This window comes from Pseudomonas yamanorum, assembly GCF_900105735.1.
Lineage (GTDB): Bacteria > Pseudomonadota > Gammaproteobacteria > Pseudomonadales > Pseudomonadaceae > Aquipseudomonas > Aquipseudomonas yamanorum.
In genome coordinates, this window is record NZ_LT629793.1 from 2505852 (window position 1) to 2528043 (window position 22192).

Annotated in this window: 15 protein-coding genes; 13 read left to right on the forward strand and 2 right to left on the reverse strand. The window is 60.0% G+C overall.

What is annotated here, in order from left to right; genetic code table 11:
• Window positions 1–3 precede the first annotated feature (3 nt).
• The 13 genes from gluQRS to BLU46_RS12165 all read left to right on the forward strand — a co-directional run bounded on the left by gluQRS (window position 4) and on the right by BLU46_RS12165 (window position 18927).
• A complete protein-coding gene (gene gluQRS / locus BLU46_RS12105; protein WP_017478581.1) occupies window positions 4–891 on the forward strand; it encodes a tRNA glutamyl-Q(34) synthetase GluQRS in 888 nt (295 codons plus the stop codon).
• Window positions 892–953: 62 nt separating this feature from the next.
• Window positions 954–1130, forward strand: a complete 177-nt coding sequence (locus tag BLU46_RS12110; protein WP_003176118.1) for a hypothetical protein — start codon at window positions 954–956, stop codon at window positions 1128–1130.
• Window positions 1114–4068, forward strand: a complete 2955-nt coding sequence (locus BLU46_RS12115) for a sensor histidine kinase (RefSeq protein WP_167410169.1) — start codon at window positions 1114–1116, stop codon at window positions 4066–4068. The genes BLU46_RS12110 and BLU46_RS12115 overlap by 17 nt, the downstream gene beginning before the upstream one ends.
• Before the next feature lie 22 nt (window positions 4069–4090).
• The gene (locus BLU46_RS12120) at window positions 4091–5527 is read left to right on the forward strand and encodes a sigma-54-dependent transcriptional regulator (protein WP_063033203.1); all 1437 of its coding nucleotides are present in this window, start codon (window positions 4091–4093) and stop codon (window positions 5525–5527) included.
• Window positions 5528–6237: 710 nt separating this feature from the next.
• The gene (locus tag BLU46_RS12125; protein WP_010174368.1) at window positions 6238–7644 is read left to right on the forward strand and encodes a polynucleotide adenylyltransferase PcnB; all 1407 of its coding nucleotides are present in this window, start codon (window positions 6238–6240) and stop codon (window positions 7642–7644) included.
• 4 nt (window positions 7645–7648) lie between these two features.
• Window positions 7649–8146: a 2-amino-4-hydroxy-6-hydroxymethyldihydropteridine diphosphokinase gene (gene folK / locus BLU46_RS12130; RefSeq protein WP_063033204.1), complete on the forward strand. Its 498-nt coding sequence runs from the start codon at window positions 7649–7651 to the stop codon at window positions 8144–8146.
• A 215-nt stretch (window positions 8147–8361) separates the two neighbouring features.
• Window positions 8362–9162 (forward strand): 3-methyl-2-oxobutanoate hydroxymethyltransferase, encoded by an 801-nt coding sequence (gene panB, locus BLU46_RS12135; RefSeq protein WP_063033205.1) that lies wholly within the window; start codon window positions 8362–8364, stop codon window positions 9160–9162.
• Entirely contained in the window at window positions 9159–10010 is an 852-nt protein-coding gene (gene panC / locus BLU46_RS12140) for a pantoate--beta-alanine ligase (RefSeq protein WP_063033206.1), read from the forward strand. The genes panB and panC overlap by 4 nt, the downstream gene beginning before the upstream one ends.
• Before the next feature lie 225 nt (window positions 10011–10235).
• A complete protein-coding gene (pgi, locus tag BLU46_RS12145; protein WP_017478575.1) occupies window positions 10236–11900 on the forward strand; it encodes a glucose-6-phosphate isomerase in 1665 nt (554 codons plus the stop codon).
• Window positions 11901–12005: 105 nt separating this feature from the next.
• A complete protein-coding gene (gene acs / locus BLU46_RS12150) occupies window positions 12006–13943 on the forward strand; it encodes an acetate--CoA ligase (protein ID WP_093201976.1) in 1938 nt (645 codons plus the stop codon).
• Window positions 13944–13949: 6 nt separating this feature from the next.
• On the forward strand, window positions 13950–14825 hold the full coding sequence (locus BLU46_RS12155; RefSeq protein ID WP_063033208.1) for an oxygenase MpaB family protein: 876 nt from the start codon (window positions 13950–13952) through the stop codon (window positions 14823–14825).
• Between the two features lie 43 nt (window positions 14826–14868).
• Window positions 14869–15885, forward strand: a complete 1017-nt coding sequence (locus BLU46_RS12160) for a class I SAM-dependent rRNA methyltransferase (RefSeq protein WP_017478572.1) — start codon at window positions 14869–14871, stop codon at window positions 15883–15885.
• 108 nt (window positions 15886–15993) lie between these two features.
• Window positions 15994–18927 carry a DUF748 domain-containing protein gene (locus tag BLU46_RS12165; protein ID WP_093201980.1) on the forward strand — a complete coding sequence of 978 codons (2934 nt, stop codon included), beginning with the start codon at window positions 15994–15996 and terminating at the stop codon, window positions 18925–18927.
• Between the two features lie 228 nt (window positions 18928–19155).
• Here BLU46_RS12165 and BLU46_RS12170 read toward each other — a convergent pair whose 3' ends face one another.
• Window positions 19156–19776, reverse strand: a complete 621-nt coding sequence (locus BLU46_RS12170; protein ID WP_093201985.1) for a BON domain-containing protein — start codon at window positions 19774–19776, stop codon at window positions 19156–19158.
• A 295-nt stretch (window positions 19777–20071) separates the two neighbouring features.
• Window positions 20072–22177 (reverse strand): polyribonucleotide nucleotidyltransferase, encoded by a 2106-nt coding sequence (pnp, locus tag BLU46_RS12175; RefSeq protein ID WP_003212180.1) that lies wholly within the window; start codon window positions 22175–22177, stop codon window positions 20072–20074.
• Window positions 22178–22192 lie beyond the last annotated feature (15 nt).

The following is a 22192-nucleotide window of genomic DNA, read 5'->3' on the forward strand; positions in this document are numbered from 1 at the left end:
CCCATGACTGCCTCCTCCTATATCGGGCGTTTCGCCCCCACGCCCAGCGGACACCTGCATTTCGGTTCCCTGGTCGCTGCCCTCGCCTCCTACCTCGACGCCCGTGCCAATCAAGGCCGCTGGCTGATGCGCATGGAAGACCTCGATCCGCCACGGGAAGAGCCCGGCGCCCAGGCCGCAATCCTCAATGCCCTGGAACGCTACGGCTTCGAATGGGACGGGGAATTGGTCCGACAAAGCGAACGGCACGATGCCTACGCCGAAGTGCTCAACCGTCTGTTCAATCACGGCCTGGCCTACGCCTGTACCTGCTCACGCAAGCAACTGGAACCCTACAACGGGATTTATCCAGGACTATGCCGCAATGCCGGCCACGATCAGCAAGATGCCGCCATTCGCCTGCGGGTGCCGGAGCTGGAGTACCACTTTACCGACCGTGTACAAGGCGAATTCCGACAGCATCTGGGTCGTGATGTAGGCGACTTCGTTATCCGCCGCCGCGACGGACTTTATGCCTACCAACTGGCAGTGGTGCTCGATGACGCCTGGCAAGGTGTGACCGACATCGTGCGTGGCGCCGACCTGCTCGACTCCACGCCGCGCCAACTGTATCTGCAGGAACTGCTGGGCCTGCCCCAACCGCGTTACCTGCATGTGCCGCTGATCATCCAGCCGGACGGTAACAAGCTGGGCAAATCCTACCGTTCCCCCCCCTTGACCACAGACCAGGCCACGCCTTTGCTGTTAAGAGCACTGCGCGCCCTGGGCCAGCCAGCGGGCGACGAACTGAACCACGCCAGCCCACGGGAACTGCTGGATTGGGGCATTGCGCACTGGGATGCTCCACAGATCCCGCGCACACTCACGCTGGCCGAAGCGCAATTGCGCTGAAGGCGCTTGCAGCTTGCGAGCCATCCGTTACCATCGCCGCAGTTTTTCAATCAGAGGCCAACATGTACATCTATCGATTGGTCCTGCTTTTGGTCGTCGGGATCTACCTGTTTTCTCCTGCCATCATGGATTGGTGGATCGACGCCACAGGCGCCTGGTACCGGCCCTATCTGCTTTGGCTGATTCTGATCGTCGTGACTTTCATCCTGCAGAGCCAAAAAGATGCCGATGAGCTTTAGCCTGACCGAGATGCTGCTGATCAGCGCCGCCTACCTGGCCGCGCTGTTCGGGGTAGCCTGGATCAGTGAACGTGGAATGATTCCGCGGGCGATCATTCGCCATCCGTTGACCTACACCTTGTCCCTGGGCGTGTATGCCAGCGCCTGGGCGTTCTATGGCACGGTGGGCCTGGCCTATCAGTATGGATACGGCTTTCTTTCGAGTTATCTCGGGGTGTCCGGGGCGTTCTTGCTGGCGCCGGTGCTGTTGTATCCGATCCTGAAAATCACCCGCACCTATCAGCTGTCGTCCCTGGCCGACCTGTTTGCGTTCCGCTTCCGCAGCACCTGGGCCGGTGCGCTGACCACGATCTTCATGCTGATCGGCGTGCTGCCGTTACTGGCGTTGCAGATCCAGGCGGTGGCCGACTCCATCAGCATCCTCACCCGTGAGCCGGTGCAACACCGCGTGGCCTTGAGCTTCTGCGCGCTGATCACCCTGTTCACGATTTTCTTCGGCTCACGGCACATCGCCACCCGTGAGAAACATGAAGGGCTGGTGTTCGCGATCGCGTTTGAATCGGTGATCAAGCTGATCGCCATCGGCGGCGTCGGCCTGTATGCGCTCTACGGGGTATTCGACGGCCCGCAACAGCTGGAACTGTGGCTGCTGCAAAACCAGACCGCCCTGGCCGCGCTGCACACGCCATTGCAGGAAGGCCCATGGCGCACGCTGCTGCTGGTGTTTTTCGCCTCGGCCATCGTAATGCCGCACATGTACCACATGACCTTCACCGAAAACCTCAACCCACGTTCGCTGGTCAGCGCCAGCTGGGGCTTGCCGTTGTTCCTGCTGCTGATGAGCCTGGCGGTGCCGCTGATTCTCTGGGCGGGCCTGAAACTGGGCGCCACCACCAACCCCGAATACTTCACGCTGGGCGTCGGCATTGCCGCCAACAGCAAGTCACTGGCATTGCTGGCCTATGTCGGTGGTTTGTCAGCCTCCAGCGGGCTGATCATCGTCAGCACCCTCGCCCTGTCGGGGATGGCGCTTAATCACCTGGTGTTGCCACTCTACCAGCCACCGGCCGAAGGCAATATCTACCGCTGGCTGAAATGGACCCGCCGCGCGCTGATCGTCGCGATCATCATGGCCGGCTATGGCTTCTACCTGTTGCTGGGTGCCGAGCAGGACCTGGCCAACCTGGGCATCGTCGCCTTCGTTGCCACCTTGCAGTTCCTGCCGGGGGTGTTGTCGGTGCTGTACTGGCCGACTGCCAACCGCCGAGGCTTTATCGCCGGGCTGCTGGCCGGGATCCTGGTATGGACCGTGACCATGCTGCTGCCGCTGGTGGGCAACTTGCAGGGCTTCTACATCCCGCTGTTGAACATGATCTACGTGTTAGACGACACCAGTTGGCACATGGCGGCGATTGCCTCGCTGGCGGCCAACGTGCTGATGTTCACCCTCTTCTCGCTGTTCACCAACGCCAGCCCGGAAGAAACCAGCGCCGCCGAAGCCTGCGCTGTGGATAACGTGCGTCGCCCGCAACGCCGCGAATTGCATGCCGCCTCACCCCAGGAATTCGCCACGCAATTGGCCAAGCCATTGGGCGCCAAGGCCGCGCAAAAGGAAGTCGAGCAGGCCCTGCGCGATCTCTACCTGCCGTTCGACGAACGCCGACCTTATGCGCTGCGCCGTCTGCGGGACCGCATCGAAGCCAACCTGTCCGGCTTGATGGGCCCGAGCGTGTCCCAGGACATGGTCGAGACCTTCCTGCCGTACAAGGCCGGCGGCGAAAACTACGTGACCGAAGACATCCACTTCATCGAGAGCCGGCTGGAGGATTACCACTCGCGCCTCACTGGCCTTGCCGCCGAACTCGATGCCTTGCGCCGCTATCACCGCCAGACGCTGCAGGAGTTACCGATGGGCGTCTGCTCCCTGGCCAAGGATCAAGAGATCCTGATGTGGAACAAGGCCATGGAAGAACTCACCGGCATCGCCGCCCAACGCGTGGTGGGCTCACGCCTGAATACCATCGGCGACCCGTGGAAAGAATTGCTCCAGGGCTTCATCAACCTGCCCGACGAACACTTGCATAAACAGCACCTGGCGCTGGACGGCCAGACCCGCTGGCTCAACCTGCACAAGGCCGCCATCGATGAGCCACTGGCGCCCGGCAACAGCGGCCTGGTGCTGCTGGTAGAAGACCTGACCGAAACCCAAATGCTCGAAGACAAGCTGGTGCACTCTGAGCGACTGGCCAGCATCGGGCGCCTGGCCGCCGGTGTGGCCCATGAAATCGGCAACCCGATCACCGGTATCGCCTGTCTTGCGCAAAACCTGCGGGAAGAGCGCGAAGAAGACGGCGAAATCATCGAGATCAGCGGGCAGATTCTGGAGCAGACCAAGCGTGTTTCGCGCATTGTGCAGTCCCTGATGAGCTTTGCCCACGCAGGCGCTCACCAGAATCACGACGAGGCCGTGTGCCTGGCTGAAGTGGCCCAGGATGCCATTGGGCTGCTGGCCTTGAACCGGCGCAATTTCGAAGTACAGTTCTTTAACCTGTGCGATCCGGAACACTGGGTCGACGGCGATTCACAACGCCTGGCCCAAGTGCTGATCAACCTGTTGTCCAACGCCCGTGATGCATCGCCGGCCGGCAGTGCAGTACGGGTCAAGAGCGAGGCTTTCGAGCACACGGTCGACCTGATCGTGGAGGACGAAGGCAGCGGCATTCCACAGAACATCATGGATCGATTGTTCGAACCCTTCTTCACCACCAAGGATCCGGGTGAAGGTACCGGTCTGGGCCTTGCACTGGTCTATTCCATCGTTGAAGAGCATTATGGACAAATCACCATCGACAGCCCGGCTGACACCGAAAGCCAACGCGGCACCCGTATTCGGGTGACCTTGCCGCGTCATGTCGAAGCGACGTCCGCTGTGAACTGAGACCGTCGAGAGAGTTGAATCAATGCCGCACATTTTGATCGTCGAAGACGAAACCATTATCCGCTCTGCCTTGCGTCGCCTGCTTGAACGTAATCAGTACCAGGTCAGCGAAGCCGGCTCGGTGCAGGAAGCCCAAGAGCGTTTCAGTATTCCCACGTTCGACCTGATCGTCAGTGACCTGCGTTTGCCCGGCGCCCCTGGCACCGAGCTGATCAAGCTCGGCCAAGGCACGCCGGTGCTGATCATGACCAGCTACGCCAGCCTGCGCTCGGCAGTGGACTCGATGAAGATGGGCGCGGTGGACTACATCGCCAAGCCTTTCGACCACGACGAAATGCTCCAGGCCGTGGCCCGCATCCTGCGTGACCGTCAATCCGCCAGCAGTACACCGGCTGAACGCCCGGCAGCGGGCAAGGCCGTCAACGGCGCTGAAAAGCCCGGCGTGGATAACAGTAATGGCGAAATCGGCATTATCGGCTCCTGCCCACCGATGCAGGACCTGTACAGCAAGATCCGCAAAGTGGCGCCCACTGACTCCAATGTATTGATTCAGGGCGAATCCGGCACCGGTAAAGAACTGGTGGCCCGCGCCCTGCACAACCTGTCCAAGCGCGCCAAGGCACCGATGATCTCGGTGAACTGCGCGGCGATCCCCGAATCCCTGATCGAATCCGAATTGTTCGGCCATGAAAAAGGCGCCTTTACCGGCGCCAGCGCTGGCCGTGCGGGCTTGGTTGAAGCTGCCGACGGTGGCACGCTGTTCCTCGACGAGATTGGCGAACTGCCACTGGAAGCTCAGGCACGCTTGCTGCGGGTCCTCCAGGAAGGCGAAATCCGCCGCGTCGGCTCGGTACAGTCGCAAAAGGTCGACGTACGACTGATCGCGGCCACGCACCGTGACCTGAAAAGCCTGGCCAAAATTGGCCAGTTCCGTGAAGACCTTTATTACCGCCTGCACGTGATCGCACTCAAACTGCCGGCTTTGCGTGAGCGTGGCGCCGACGTCAATGAGATCGCTACGGCCTTCCTGGCCCGCCAAAGTGCACGAATCAACCGTACCGACCTGAAGTTTGCCGCCGATGCCGAGCAGGCAATCCGTCACTATTCCTGGCCGGGTAACGTGCGGGAGCTGGAGAACGCTGTAGAGCGCGCAGTGATTCTGTCGGAGAGCCCGGAAATTTCCGCCGAGCTGCTGGGGATCGATATCGAGCTCAGCGACCTGGATGACGATGACTTTATCGGCCTGCCGCCTCAGCAGGGTGGCAGTAACAACAGCCATGAGCCGACGGAAGATTTGTCATTGGAGGATTACTTCCAGCACTTCGTCCTCGAGCACCAGGACCATATGACCGAGACCGAACTGGCGCGCAAACTGGGCGTCAGCCGTAAATGCCTGTGGGAACGGCGCCAGCGCCTGGGTATCCCGCGGCGCAAGACCGGGGTTGCCAGCGAAAGCTGAGTGGGTGGCCCCACAGGTAACACCTTCAGATGTGAAAAAACTGTTACCGCTGATTTTTCACGTAACAAAAGCCGGGGCTTACGGTAACGAAGCCCCGGCTTTTTTTCGCCTTCAAGAAACCCGAAAGCGCTCCGAACCCCTTATTTTGCTGGGCCTCGCAAAAGTTGGCACGCACCCTGCTATATGCTTAGTACAAAAACAATAACAAGCAAATGTACAAGACAATAAAAATAAGACGAATCGACTCACGCATAACAAAAACAACACGGCGGAGGCGCAGCTAACTGATTCTTTTGGAGAGGCGTTGCATTTGGGGCTTGCCCCGCAACCAGGCCGAGAACAACAAAAACTGCCCTAAGGCAGAGCCTGAACTGGTTGGATCGTAGATCAGCAACACAGCGACCAAAGCAATCCGTTTGCTCTTGGCTCCCGATTGGGAGTGTCATGAAGGTGAAGCTTCATGGCGAGGGCGATCAACAAAAACAAGAAGCCCGAAACCAATAATAAAAATAGAGCACGCAACTACTTCTGGGGGAGCTTCGGCTCCCCTTGTAGTTTCCGCAATTTGGCACTCGCCACCCTTCTTTTAAGCTTCTGGCTCAAGCCTTGCAGCTAGTTCCTACACCATCCCCTGACTAAATGCTAGAATCCCGGCCCATCATGCGGTCATTCTTCGTTATGGCCGAACATTCCTTCAAACAGTGCATCCCATGCTGAAGAAGTTGTTCCAGTCATTCCGTTCTCCCTTGCGTCGTACGCAACACAAACGCAGCACGCCTGAAGTGCTCAATAGCAGCCAGCATTCGCTGCAACGCGCCCAGTTCAGCCGTTATGCGGTGAACATCGTCGAACGTTTGCAGAACGCCGGCTACCAGGCTTACCTGGTTGGCGGTTGCGTGCGCGACATGTTGCTCAACATCACTCCCAAGGATTTCGACGTCGCCACCAGTGCCACGCCGGAACAAGTGCGTGCCGAATTCCGCAATGCGCGGATCATTGGTCGGCGCTTCAAGTTGGTGCATATCCACTTTGGTCGCGAGATCATCGAGGTCGCGACCTTCCGCGCCAACCACCCACAAAACGATGAAGAAGAAGACACCAACCAGTCTTCCCGCAATGAAAGCGGACGCATCCTGCGGGACAACGTCTACGGCACCCTGGAAGAAGACGCGCAACGCCGCGATTTCACCATCAATGCCCTCTATTACGATCCAGTCAGCGAGCGCATCCTCGATTACGCCAACGGCGTGCACGACATTCGCAACAACCTGCTGCGCCTGATCGGCGATCCGACGCAACGCTACCAGGAAGACCCGGTGCGCATGCTGCGGGCCGTACGTTTCGCGGCCAAGTTGAACTTCGGGATCGAGAAGCACACGGCCGCACCGATTCGCGACCTGGCGCCGATGCTGCGGGAAATCCCGTCGGCACGCCTGTTCGAAGAGGTGCTCAAGTTGTTCCTCTCCGGCTATGCCGCCGACACCTTCGAAATGCTGGTTGACCTGCAGTTGTTCGACCCATTGTTCCCGGCCAGCGCCGAGGCACTGGAGTACAACCCGACCTACACCCACACGCTGATCAGCGAAGCCTTGATTAACACCGACCTGCGCATCAAGCAGAACAAACCGGTCACCCCGGCGTTCCTCTTTGCCGCCCTGTTGTGGCCCGCGCTTCCGAAACGCGTCATGCGCCTGCAAGACCGTGGCATGCCGGCAATTCCAGCCATGCAGGAAGCTGCTCACGAGCTGATCGCCGAGCAATGCCAGCGCATCGCCATCCCGAAACGCTTCACCATGCCGATCCGTGAGATCTGGGACATGCAGGAGCGCCTGCCACGCCGCAGCGGCAAACGTGCCGACCTGTTGCTGGACAACCCGCGCTTCCGTGCCGGCTATGACTTCCTGCTGCTGCGTGAAAGCGCCGGCGAGCAGACCGACGGCCTTGGCGAGTGGTGGACCGACTACCAGGACGCCAACGACAGCCAGCGCCGCGAGATGATCAAAGAGCTCAGCAGCAAAGGCGAAGCCACCGGCGATGGCCCGAAAAAACGTCGCCGCAGCAGTGGCAGCAAGCGCAAACGTAGCGCTGGCGACGCTTCGAGTGCGTCTGGCGAGTAAGCACGTGGAACGTATCTACATCGGCATGGGCAGCAACCTGGCGGCCCCTGAACAACAATTGCGCCATGCCGTGGAGGCCTTGGCGCAGTTGCCGAACACCACGCTGGCGGGCGTCTCCGCTTTCTATCAAAGTGATTCCCTGCTCCCGGGCCAACCGCGCTACACCAATGCGGTGGCGGCCCTGGACAGCGAACTTGCGCCCCTGCAACTGCTTGATGCCCTGCAAACCATCGAGAATGACCAGGGCCGCGAGCGCCTCGAGCGCTGGGGCCCGCGCACCCTGGACCTGGACATCCTGGTATTTGGTGACCGGTTGATCGACGAGCCGCGCCTGAAGGTGCCGCACTATCAGATGCATCTGCGGGCATTCGTGCTTTACCCATTGGCAGAACTGGCCCCCGCCAGCCTGCAACTCGCCGATGGCCGCCAGCTCAGCGACCTGTTGGACGCCTGCCCGTTTGTCGGCCTGGAACGCCTGGCGCCTGCTGAATCGCATCAGTAACAGCGGTAACACCCCGGCCGTAACAATGCGGTAACACATCCAATTGACTTCCAGAGTCCTCCTCACGACTATAGGCGTCCCGCTGCCGCCTACCCGGCGCTAAAGGGCGCAATCCAGGCCTTATAAGCACTGATCCTTAAGAAAGTGCGCCTGTATAAACGAAGACTCACGCGCGTTACTCGCTGTTTCCAAGCGCCTGAATGAGGACCCTTTTCATGCCAAACGTTACCCTGAGCACCTTGCAGAGCCTCAAACTCAAAGGTGAAAAGATCACCATGCTGACCTGCTACGACGCCACTTTTGCCCAGGCCAGCTGCCAGGCAGGGGTTGAAGTGTTGTTGGTGGGGGACTCCCTGGGCATGGTTCTACAAGGGAATGACAGCACCCTGCCGGTCACCAACGACGAAATCGCTTACCACACAGCCTGCGTCAAACGCGGGAACGAAGGCGCCTTCATCATCGCCGACCTGCCCTTCATGGCCGACGCCACCATCGAACAGACCCTGACCAACAGCGCTCAACTGATGCGTGCCGGTGCGCACATGGTCAAGGTTGAAGGTGCTGCCTGGCTCGCGGAGTCGATTCGCTTGCTGGCCGAACGCGGCGTGCCGGTTTGCGCGCACATGGGCCTGACGCCCCAGTCGGTGAATATCCTCGGCGGCTACAAGGTACAGGGCCGCGGCGAAGCCCAGGCGCGCCAGATGCGGGCCGATGCCATCGCCCTGGAGCAGGCCGGTGCATGCATGATTCTGTTGGAATGCGTACCAAGCGAGTTGGCAGCGGAAATCACCCAGGCCGTCAAAATCCCGGTGATTGGTATCGGCGCAGGTTCCGGCACCGACGGCCAGGTATTGGTGCTGCACGACATGCTGGGCCTGTCCCTGACCGGTCGCGTACCCAAGTTCGTGAAGAACTTCATGGCTGGCCAGGACAGCATTCAATCGGCGCTTGCCGCCTACGTCAGCGAAGTCAAAGCCGCTACCTTCCCAGGCGCTGAACACGGATTCTCTGCATGAACACCGTCAAAACCGTGCGCGAACTGCGCGCCGCCGTCGCCCATGCCCGCAGCGCGGGCAAACGCATCGGCTTCGTGCCCACCATGGGCAACCTGCACAGCGGCCATGCCACGCTGGTGACCAAGGCGGCGCAACAAGCGGACTTCGTCGTCGCGAGCATTTTCGTCAACCCGCTGCAATTTGGCGCCGGCGAAGACTTGGACAAATACCCACGCACCCTGGCGGCTGACCAGGAGAAGCTGCTGCAAGCCGGTTGCAACCTGCTGTTCGCCCCGACCGTCGACGAGATGTACCCCGACGGCATGGCCGGCCAGACACGGGTCAGCGTGCCACAACTGTCCGAAGGCCTGTGCGGCGCCAGCCGTCCCGGGCATTTTGAAGGCGTGGCCACGGTGGTCAGCAAGCTGTTCAATATGGTCCAGCCAGACCTGGCGATCTTTGGCCAGAAGGACTACCAGCAACTGGCAGTCATTCGCGCCATGGTCCATGACCTAAACATGCCGATCCAGATTATCGGCGAGCCGACCGTTCGCGCCGACGATGGCCTCGCGCTGTCGTCGCGCAATGGTTATCTCACCGAAGAGCAGCGCGCCATCGCGCCGGTGCTGTACCGCAGCCTCAGCCAGATTGCCGCCGCCATTGAAGCGGGCGACCGCGATTTCGCCAAACTGCGTGCCGCACAGGTCCAGCAGATTGAAGCCGCCGGTTTTCGCATGGACTACCTGGAGGTCCGCCAGGGCCTGCACCTGCGCCCGGCCACCGCTGAAGACAAGGATCTGGTGATTCTGGTCGCCGCCTACCTGGGCGCCACCCGGCTGATCGACAACCTGCATTTGCACCTGAACTGACCCCGCCGCATACCCCGCCTGTTGCACTGCCTGATCGGCCGGTATAAAAAAGTACCGGCCACAGCGCAGACAAAGCCAAGACAGATCGACACGCTAGGTTTAATGTATTCGCCCTACGCTATTCGTTGGCGTCGACCGGAGCCTGTCATCTTCACAAAGACAGCACATTCCCGGCTTTAAAGTGTCCTACCAGCAGTCCCAGCAATAAAAAGGAAACCCGCAGCGATGGCGTACTACCGCACTCCTCATGACGTTACCGCTCTGCCCGCCTGGCAAGCGCTCAATCAACATCGCCAAGCCATGCAGGATTTCAGCATGCGCGAAGCCTTTAATGCCGATCCCCAGCGCTTTACCCAGTTCACCTTGAGCAGCTGCGGACTTTTCCTCGATTACTCGAAAAACCTGATCACCAGCGAAACCCGCGACCTGCTGGTAGGCCTGGCCAAGGAAGTCGACCTTCAGGGCGCGATCAAGTCGCTGTTCAACGGCGAGCCGGTCAACTCTTCCGAAGGCCGCCCGGCGCTGCACACCGCGCTGCGTCGTCCAGTGGGTGACAAGCTGTCGGTCAACGGCGTGAACATCATGCCGGACGTGCACAAGGTGCTGAACCAGATCACTGACCTGGTCGGCCGCATCCACGATGGCCTGTGGCGTGGCTACACCGAGAAGCCGATCACCGACGTGGTGAACATCGGCATCGGTGGCTCGTTCCTCGGCCCGGAGCTGGTGTCTGAAGCGCTGTTGTCCTACGCCCACAAAGGCGTGCGCTGCCATTACCTGGCGAACATCGACGGCAGTGAGTTCCACGAGCTGACCATGAAGCTGCGCGCCGAGACCACGCTGTTCATCGTCTCGTCGAAATCCTTCAACACCCTCGAAACCCTGAAAAACGCCCAGGCCGCCCGCGCCTGGTACCTGGCCCAGGGTGGCTCGGAAGCCGAGCTGTATCGCCACTTCATCGCTGTGTCGAGCAACAACGCCGCCGCCGTGGCCTTCGGTATCCGCGAAGAAAACATCTTCCCGATGTGGGACTGGGTGGGCGGTCGTTACTCGCTGTGGTCGGCCATCGGCCTGCCGATCGCGCTGGCCATCGGCATGTCCAACTTCAAGGAACTGCTGTCCGGTGCCTACACCATGGACCAGCACTTCCAGACCGCGCCGTTCGAAGCGAACATGCCCGTGCTGCTGGGTCTGCTGGGCGTGTGGTACGGCAACTTCTGGGGCGCGCAGAGTCACGCGATCCTGCCGTACGACCACTATCTGCGTAACATCACCAAGCACCTGCAACAGCTGGATATGGAATCCAACGGCAAGAGCGTGCGCCAGGACGGTACGCCGGTTTCCACCGACACCGGCCCGGTTATCTGGGGCGGCGTAGGCTGCAACGGTCAGCATGCTTACCACCAGTTGCTGCACCAGGGCACCCAGCTGATCCCGGCCGACTTCATCGTGCCGATCGTCAGCTTCAACCCGGTCTCCGACCACCATCAGTGGCTGTACGCCAACTGCCTGTCCCAGAGCCAGGCCCTGATGCTCGGCAAGACCCGCGCCGAAGCTGAAGCCGAGCTGCGCGACAAAGGCATGGCCGAAGCCGAAGTGCAGAAGCTGGCACCGCACAAGGTGATCCCGGGCAACCGTCCGAGCAACACCATTGTGGTTGAGCGCATCAGCCCTCGTCGCCTCGGCGCGCTGGTGGCGATGTATGAGCACAAAGTGTTCGTGCAAAGCGTCATCTGGGGTATCAACGCCTTCGACCAATGGGGCGTGGAGCTGGGCAAGGAGCTGGGCAAAGGCGTCTACAACCGCCTGACCGGCACCGAAGAACAGCCTGCGGACGATGCGTCCACCCAAGGGTTGATCAACTACTTCCGCGGACGTCACCGCGGTTGATGTAATGCCCGCAAGGCCAACGTCTGTTTGGACGTTGGCCTTGAACCCGCCTGCCACAGGGTGCATCTTTATTGCTTGTCGCAAAAACAAGAATAAGGATCCCTCATGTTCGATATCAGCATGTTCCCCACCGCCGATGCCGTCCGCCGGGCTGCGCAACTCAGTCAAGAGGACTATCAGCGCCTCTACCGCCAATCCGTCGAGCAACCCGACACCTTCTGGGCCGAACAGGCCAAGCGCTTTCTCGACTGGTCCACGCCCTGGCAGACCGTCCAGACATCCGACATCAAGACCGGTGCCGCCCAATGGTTTGCCGGTGGCCAACTGAACGTCAGTTACAACTGCATCGACCGTCACCTCGCGCAACGCGCTGATCAGCCGGCCTTCATCTGGGAGGGCGATGATCCTGCAAAATCTTCCAAAATTACCTACCGCCAGCTCCACCAAAACGTCAGCCGCCTGGCCAACGTGCTGAAAAGCCGTGGCGTGAAGAAAGGCGACCGGGTGTGCATCTACATGCCGATGATTCCCGAGGCGGCCTACGCCATGCTGGCCTGTACGCGGATCGGTGCGGTGCATTCGGTGGTGTTTGGTGGTTTCTCGCCAGACGCCCTGCGCGACCGCATTCTCGACGCCGACTGCCGCACAGTGATCACCGCCGATGAAGGCGTACGCGGTGGCAAGCCGGTAGCGCTGAAACAGAATGTCGACAAGGCCCTGGCCAGTTGCCCGGACGTCAGCACGGTACTGGTAGTGCAGCGCACCGGCGCGGCGGTCAATTGGACTGAAGGGCGCGACCTCAAGTATCAGCAAGCCCTGGACGCGGCCAGCGACGACTGCCCGCCCGAGCCAATGGACGCGGAAGACCCGCTGTTTATCCTCTACACCTCCGGCAGCACCGGCAAACCCAAAGGTGTGCTCCACACCACCGGCGGTTACCTGCTGCAGGCTGCGATGACATTCAAGTACGTACTCGACTACCGCGACGGCGAAGTGTTCTGGTGCACCGCCGATGTCGGCTGGGTGACCGGCCACAGTTATATCGTCTATGGGCCATTGGCCAATGGCGCCACATCGCTGATGTTCGAGGGTGTGCCGAGTTATCCGGACAGCTCGCGCTTCTGGCAGGTGATCGACAAGCATCAGGTCAATATCTTCTACACCGCGCCTACGGCGTTGCGCGCGCTGATGCGTGAAGGCCACGGCCCACTGGAAAACACCTCCCGCGCCAGCCTTCGCCTGCTGGGCAGTGTCGGCGAACCGATCAACCCGGAGGCCTGGGACTGGTACTTCAACGCAGTGGGCGAACAACGCTGCCCGATTGTCGACACCTGGTGGCAGACCGAAACCGGCGGCATCATGCTCAGCCCGCTGGTCAGCGCCCAACGGATCAAGCCCGGTTGCGCCACCCAACCCATGTTTGGCGTGGTGCCCGTACTGCTGGATGAGCAAGGCAAGGAAATCAGCGGCGCCGGCGGCGGCGTGCTGGCGATTAAATCCAGTTGGCCGGGGCAGATTCGCAGCGTGTACGGCGACCCGCAACGGATGATCGATACCTATTTCAAACCCTATCCGGGCTACTACTTCACCGGCGACGGCGCCCGGCGAGACGAGAACGGCGACTACTGGATCACCGGACGTATCGATGATGTGATCAACGTGTCCGGGCACCGTATCGGCACCGCCGAGGTGGAAAGCGCGCTGGTGTTGCATGATCAGGTCGCCGAAGCCGCCGTGGTGGGCTATCCCCACGACGTCAAAGGCCAGGGCATCTATGCCTTCGTCACGCCCATGAATGGCGTCGAGCCCGACGAGGCGCTGAAAAAACACCTGCTGGATCTGGTAAGCAAGGAAATCGGCAGTTTCGCCAAGCCCGAGCTGATTCAATGGGCACCGGCCTTGCCGAAAACCCGCTCAGGCAAGATCATGCGGCGGATTTTGCGCAAGATTGCCTGCAACGAACTGGACAGCCTGGGGGATACTTCCACCCTGGCCGACCCGAGCGTGGTAGATGGCCTGATCGACAAGCGCCTCAACCGATAGGAACCCATGGAATTCATTCGCAGCCGCATCGAAAACCAGCTGATGAGCCTGACCGGCTTGTCGCTGGGTCAACTCGACCTGGAAACCCCCAAGGGTGATCCAGGTCTCTTTGGGCCGAACTCGGTGAGCTGGAAGGTCCATGGCGACTTCAGCAGCATGTTGATTGGCGGCATCAGCGCGCTGATGTTGCAGGCGTTGCACCCGCTGGCCCTGGCCGGCGTGTGGGACCATTCAAACTTTCGACAAGACATGCTCGGGCGCTTGCGGCGTACCTCGCAGTTCATTTCCGGGACCACATTCGGTTCGCGCCGCGACGCCGAATGGCTGATCGAGAAAGTGCGCACCATTCACCTGCAAGTGGTCGGCCATGCACCTGATGGCCGACCGTATGCGGCCAGCGATCCCGAGTTGCTGACCTGGGTGCATGTGGCGGAGGTCAGTAACTTTCTTGCGGCCCACCTGCGTTACCGCAACCCGGAGTTATCCCCCAGGGATCAAGACCGGTACTACAGCGAAATAGCCCTGGTGGCCGAGCAACTGGGGGCGCGCCATGTGCCGCGTTCTCGCCAGGAAATTTCCGATTACCTTGAGCGTATTCGCCCGCAACTGCTGTGTGACAAACGCAGCCACGAAGTCCTGCGGTTGCTGCTGAATGCGCCGTCGCCGAGTACTTTGGCCAAGCCGTTTGGCTCACTGATGATGCAGGCCGGTATCGACCTGCTGCCGGACTGGGCCAGCGACATGCTCGGGCAGAAACAAAGCCCGCTGCAGCGCCAGATGATTCGCGCCGGGGTCAGGCGCAGCGCGCCGTTGTTGCGTTGGGCCATGCGCAATGGTTCGGTGCAACGGGCCCACAGGCGAATGGGCCTGCTGGAGCCATAACTGTTAAACTCCCGCGCCCCAATTACTCTCCAAGGCGCGCACTATGTCTTCCTTGAATCAGGCGCTGCGCGCCGCCCTCGATCATCGCCAGGACCTGCTCGCTGAGCTGCATGCACAAGGTACCGATTGCTATCGCCTGTTCCACGGCAGCCAGGAAGGCGCTGGCGGCCTGACGATCGACCGCTACGGCCCGCAACTGCTGGTGCAGAGCTTTCACCAGTCACTGGAGAGCGGCGACCTGCTGCAGCTGCATCAGGCGATCAACCAGCACCTGGGGCTGGAGCTGTTGCTGGTCTACAACGACCGCTCCCGGGGCAACTCGCGTATCGACCGTGAAGACACGGTTTACCGTGCCGAGCCCGCGGCTCTGGAAGACTTGATCGGCCACGAGTGGGGCCTCAACTACCGCGTGCGCGGCCGCCATGCCGGGCAAGACCCGTTGCTGTTCCTGGACTTGCGCAACACCCGCGGCTGGGTCAAGGCACACAGTGCCGGCAAAAGCGTGTTGAACCTGTTCGCCTACACCTGCGGCGTAGGCCTGAGCGCCGCCGCCGGTGGTGCCCGTGAGGTGTGCAACCTGGACTTTGCCGAGGGCAACCTGGCGGTCGGTCGCGAAAACGGGCAACTGAATCCGCAATTGCCGACGATGGAATTCGTCCAGTCCGACTACTTCCCGGCAATCCGCCAACTGGCCGGCCTGCCCATCAGCCAGCGTCGCGGCCAGAAGCTGCCGAGTTATCCGCGTCTGGACCAGCGTCAATACGACCTGGTGCTGCTCGACCCGCCGGCCTGGGCCAAGAGCGCCTTCGGCACCGTCGACCTGCTGCGCGACTACCAGAGCCTGCTCAAGCCGGCGCTGCTGGCCACTGCCGATAACGGCGTGCTGATCTGCTGCAATAACCTGGCAAAAGTCGGCATGGACGACTGGCGCGACCAGGTCCTGCGTTGCGCCGAAAAAGCCGGGCGTCCGGTCCGCGACTGGCAGATCATGACACCCGGCGCAGATTTCCCGTCCCTCGACCAGCAACCGCCGCTGAAGACCCTCATCCTGCAGCTGTAAGACTTGTCCCAAAGGGGGCCTGTACGCCGAATAAAGGCCCGGTTCTTCGGAACCGTAAACCCGTGCCATACTCCAAGGCACTCTTGATCGACATAGATGGCGTCACATATGCCCAAAGGATTGATTCGCGCCGCTGGCGCCTTGCTGACCGCCCTAGCCCTATACAGCTTGCTGGGCTTCCTTATTCTCCCCGGCATTGCCCTTCGCGTGGCCAACCAACAGCTGGCCAATTACGCCACGGTGCCGGCGCACATTGAGCGTATCGAGCTCAACCCGTTCAGCCTCGAACTGACCGTGTGGGGCCTGAACATCGGAGAACCGGGCAAGGAGCAAGTAGCCTTTGAACGCCTGTACGCCAACCTGCAGATCGACAGCCTATGGACCCGTGCCCTGCACTTGGCCGACATACAACTCGACAAGCCGAAAACCGAGCTGCGGTTCGACAAATCCGGCCAGCTCAACCTTGCGCAACTGTTCAAATTGCCAGCCAGCGAACCGACGCCAACGGACCCGAACGCCAAACCATTCCCGCTGCGCATCGACAACATCAAGCTGGCGGGCGGTTATGTGCACTTCCAGGATTTGCGTCCCAGCGAACCCATCGAGTTTCTCTACGACAAACTGGATTTCGAGCTGAAAAACCTCAGCACGTTGCCCGATGACAACGCCGCCATGACCTTGGTCGCGGCGGGCCCGGAAGGCGGGCAGATCGACTGGACCGGTAACTTCAGCCTCATCCCGATTGCCTCCGAAGGCAAACTCAAGGTTACCGACGGCAAAATGAAAGTCTGGTGGCCGTATGTGCGTGATGCGGTACCGCTGGTTCTCGAAGACGGCATCCTCAATTTCAGCACCGACTACAAGCTGAGCCTGGCAAAGGAAACCGAGCTGAACCTGACCAACGTCGCCCTGAGTGTCGCGCCGTTCGCGATCAAGGCGCCGGATGGCCGGCCACTCGCGCGCCTGGAGAAGCTGGACGTCAGCGAGACCACGGTAGACCTGGCCAAACAGCAAGTGATCGTCGGCAAGATCCGCAGCAACAAGCTCGAAACCTGGGCAGCCCTTGAAGCAGATGGCCAACTGGATTGGCAGAAACTGTTCGCCAGTCAACCGAGCAAGCCTGCACCCGCAACTGAGCCGGCCACTGCGCCCGCCACCGCCGACTCGCCAAAGCCAGCGCCGGCAGCGCCGAGCAAGCCTTGGCAAGTGCTGCTCAAAGACGTGCAACTGCGTGACTATCAAGTGCATCTGGCGGACCGTTCGGCTAAACCGGCCGTCGCCCTGGACGTCGGCCCGCTGAACGTCGACCTGCAGGGTTTCGACAGCCTCAACCAAAGCCCGTTTACCCTCAAGCTGGATACCGGCGTAGGCAAACAGGGCAAGCTCCAGGCTACCGGCCAGGTCAACCTGAGCCCGGTCAGCGCCAAGCTGAAAGTGGATACCAAGGACATCGACCTGCGTGTCGCCCAGTCCTACATCAGCCCGTTTATCCGCCTGGAACTGCGTAGCGGCATGCTCGGCAGCAACCTCGACGTGAACCTGAAAAGCACCGAGCCCCTGGCGTTCCAGGTAACTGGCCGGGCACAGATCGACCAGTTGCACACCCTGGACACCATGAAGAACCGTGACTTCCTCAAGTGGCAGCGGTTGGTGCTGGAAGGCGTGAATTATCAACATGGCGACAGCCTGTCCATTGACAAGGTCAACCTGTTGCAGCCCTACGCACGTTTCATGATCAATGATGACCGCACTACCAACATCGATGACTTGCTGATTCCGCAGCCGGCCAACAGTGGCAGTAAGTCCGCAGCCAAACCTGCAGCGAGCAAAGAGAAGCCTCTGGGGATTCATATTGGTCAGATTGCGATCAACGACGGCTCGGCCAACTTCGCCGACTTCAGCCTGACTCCGAACTTTGCCACGGCGATTCAACAGCTCAACGGCCAGATCGGCACCATCGACAGTCGCCAGGCCAAGCCGGCCAGCGTTGACGTCAAGGGCAAGGTCGACCGTTATGCACCGGTGACCATCAAGGGCAGCGTGAACCCGTTTGACCCGATGGCGGCACTGGATATCGCCACCAGCTTCAAACGTGTCGAACTGACCACCCTGACACCGTACTCGGGCAAGTTCGCCGGGTTTCGCATCCGCAAGGGCCGCCTCAACCTGGACCTGCATTACGTCATCACCAAGGGTCAGTTGAAGGCCGAGAACAAGGTGGTGGTCGAGCAGCTGCAGCTGGGTGAGAAGGTCGACAGTGCAGACGCGGTGGACCTGCCGATACGCCTGGCGATTGCGCTGCTCAAGGATTCCGACGGCAAGATTTCGATCGAACTGCCAGTGACCGGCGACTTGAACAACCCGCAATTCAGCGTGATGCCGATTGTCTGGCAGACCCTGCGTAACCTGGTGGTGCGCGCGGCCACGGCGCCCTTCAAGTTCATTGGCGGGTTGATTAGCGGAAGTGGTGCTCAAGACCTTGGCAACGTGTCGTTCGCCCCGGGTTCCAGCGAGCTGAGCAAGGATTCCCAGTCAGCCTTGGACAGCCTGGCCAAGGCCCTCAAAGAGCGCCCTGCCCTGCGCCTGGAGATCGAAGGCACCGCCGCTGCCAGCAGTGACGGCCCATTGTTGGCCGCACAGCGACTGGAACGCGAATACCAGTACAACTACTACAAGATCCTCCAGCGCCGTGGCGATAAGGTCCCGGCCCAGGCGTCGCTGCTTGAAGTCCCTGAAAAGGAAAAGGCGCCGCTGCTGGAAGGCATCTACCGTACCCGCCTGAAACAACAGCCTCCGGCCGAGTGGAAAGACCTGAGCAATGACGACCGCACCGCCAAGCTGCGGGACGGTGTAATCAAGTTCTGGAGTGGCAGTGACGTGTTGCTGCGCCAACTCGGCCAGGACCGCGCCGGTGCGATCAAGGACTACCTGGTGGACAAGGGCCAGCTGGAAGATGAGCGGGTTTACTTCATCGATGCCAACCTTGGGGAAGCGGAGAAAGATGGTCGGGTAGTGACACCGATGCATCTGGACGCCGAATAATCCGGCACCCGCTGAGTACCTGTGGTGAGGGGGCTTGCCCCCTCGCCACAAGAGCCTCGCTTACCCTTCAAGCTTTTCTACCCGCAATAGAACAGGCCCCGACACAAGTGCCGGGGCCTGTAATGACCACATCCGTGTGGTCGGTCGCATGAACCTGTGAGGTGCATTGAGCGGATATCTAACTCGCTCGTGGCCGCCTCTTGCCTAGTTCAGGCGATTCGCTAAGCGTTACTCTGCTTTCAGGCCATCGGCCGATACAGCTTTAACGCCTTTGATTTTCTTGGTGATGTTCACCGCGGTGGTTTTCTGCGCTTCAGTCACTGCGACGGTCGACGACAGGGAAACTACACCTTTGTTGGTTTCGACTTTGATGTCGGTGCCAGGAATACCTTTCTCGGTTACCAGGTCAGCTTTCACTTTGGTGGTAATCCAAGTGTCCGAGGTGGACTCTTTGGCGCCAGCCGCTGCACTTTTGGTTTTGTCGACGTTATCAGCCTTGGTAGCGCCGCCAGCCATCAGGCCGTCAGCCGAAACTGCGGTTACGCCTTTGATTTTTTTGGTGATCGCTACAGCAGTGGCTTTCTGTGCGTCGGAGATAGCGACTGTCGAGGACAGGGAAACCACACCGTTGTTGGTCTCAACCTTGATGTCCGAACCTGGAATGCCTTTCTCGGTCAGCAGGTCGGATTTAACTTTGGTGGTGATCCAGGTATCCGAGGTAGCCTCTTTAGCCTTGGTCACTTCACCGGCTGCCAGAGTCATTGGAGCTTGGGAAGTCTGTGCAAAGGCCACGTTAGCACCCATGGCCAGGGTCAGAGCGGTAGCAGTAGCGAGAGCGAACTTCTTCATACGAGTAACTCCTGTTTTATTAAAAGTCTGCAGCGTGTGAACCTTGATGCTGCAGCGTTAACAGGGTTATTGCAGGCAGTGTGCCAAGTCCTGAACCGACATTAAATCGTTATAAAACAACAACTTACAAAATCATGGTTTTTTCGGAATCGTGCAACTTGCATGAATTCCATCGTGCCTGCATGCAAGTTGCGGCTTTTGGATTTTAGTAAGCACCTGATTTTCCGGCATTTTCCCGCAGGCATAAAAAAAGGACTCCGAAGAGTCCTTTTTTCAGCTTACAGCGACGGGGTGATTAAACGCCCGAGGCCTTGGCTGCTGCTACGTCCTTGATGGACAGCTTGATACGGCCGCGGTTGTCCACGTCCAGTACCAGCACTTCCACTTCCTGGCCTTCTTTCAGGATGTCGGTCACTTTCTCAACGCGAGCATCGCTCAGCATGGAGATGTGAACCAGACCGTCCTTGCCAGGCAGGATGTTGACGAATGCGCCGAAGTCGACGATGCGCTCAACCTTACCGACGTAGATCTTGCCGATCTCGGCCTCAGCAGTGATACCCAGGACGCGCTGACGTGCCGCTTCAGCCGCTTCCTTGGTTTCGCCGAAGATCTTGATCGAGCCATCGTCTTCGATGTCGATCGAAGCCTTGGTCTCTTCACAGATCGCACGAATGGTCGCGCCGCCTTTACCGATAACATCACGGATTTTGTCGGTGTCGATTTTCATCGCGATCATGGTCGGAGCATTTTCCGACAGTTCGGTGCGGGACTGGCCAATGATCTGGTTCATCTGACCGAGGATATTCAGACGCGCTTCCAGGGCTTGGCCCAGAGCGATCTCCATGATTTCTTCGGTGATGCCTTTGATCTTGATGTCCATCTGCAGCGCGGTAACACCTTTGGCGGTACCGGCTACTTTGAAGTCCATGTCGCCGAGGTGGTCTTCGTCACCCAGGATGTCGGTCAGGATGGCGAACTTCTCGCCCTCTTTAACCAGACCCATGGCGATACCGGCAACCGGTGCCTTCATCGGTACACCGGCGTCCATCAGAGCCAGGGAAGCACCGCAGACCGAAGCCATGGAGCTGGAACCGTTGGACTCGGTGATTTCCGACACAACACGAATGGTGTACGGGAACACGTCGGCGGCAGGCAGCATGGCTGCAATCGAACGACGGGCCAGACGGCCGTGACCGATTTCGCGACGACCAGCGCCACCCATGCGGCCACACTCACCGACCGAGAACGGAGGGAAGTTGTAGTGCAGCATGAACGGGTCTTTTTTCTCGCCTTCCAGGGTGTCCAGCAGCTGTGCATCACGGGCAGTACCCAGTGTTGCAACAACCAGAGCCTGGGTTTCGCCACGGGTGAACAGAGCCGAACCGTGGGTTTTTGGCAGAACGCCGACTTCGATGTTCAGCGGACGTACAGTACGAGTGTCGCGACCGTCGATACGAGGCTTGCCGTTAACGATGTTTTCGCGAACGGTGCGGTATTCGATTTCACCGAAGGCTGCTTTGACTTCGCTGGAAGAAGGCTGGCCTTCTTCACCGGACAGCTTGGCAACAACCTGGTCCTTCAACTCACCCAGGCGAGCGTAACGGTCGGCCTTGATGGTGATGGTGTAGGCGTCGGAGATAGCGGTGCCGAACTCGGAGCGGATAGCGCCCAGCAGTGCGGTAGCTTCTGGCTGAGGAGCCCAGGTCCAGGTTGGCTTGGCAGCTTCAGCGGCCAGTTCTTTAACAGCGTTGATCACAACCTGGAACTCGTCGTGAGCAAACAGTACCGCGCCCAGCATCTGGTCTTCGGTCAGCTCTTTGGCTTCCGATTCAACCATCAGAACGGCTTCCGAAGTACCGGCAACGACCATGTCCAGGCTCGAAGCTTTCTGTTGTTCGTAAGTCGGGTTCAGCAGGTAGCCGGTGCTTTCGTGGAACGCAACGCGGGCAGCGCCGATCGGGCCATCGAAAGGAATACCGGAGATGGCCAGGGCAGCCGAGGTACCGATCATCGCAGCGATGTCCGGATCGGTCTTCTTGCTGGTGGAAACGACGGTGCAGACAACCTGCACTTCGTTCATGAAGCCTTCTGGGAACAGCGGACGGATCGGACGATCGATCAGTCGGGAAGTCAGGGTTTCTTTCTCGGAAGGACGACCTTCGCGCTTGAAGAAACCACCAGGGATCTTACCGGCAGCGTAAGTCTTTTCCTGGTAGTGAACGGAAAGAGGGAAGAAGCCTTTGCTTGGGTCAGCGGTCTTGGCGCCTACAACGGTCACCAATACGGTGACGTCGTCGTCAACGGTGACCAGCACTGCGCCGGAGGCTTGACGGGCGATACGGCCTGTCTCGAGGGTAACGGTCGACTGACCGAACTGGAATTTTTTGATAACCGGGTTCACGGTGTCCTACCTTCT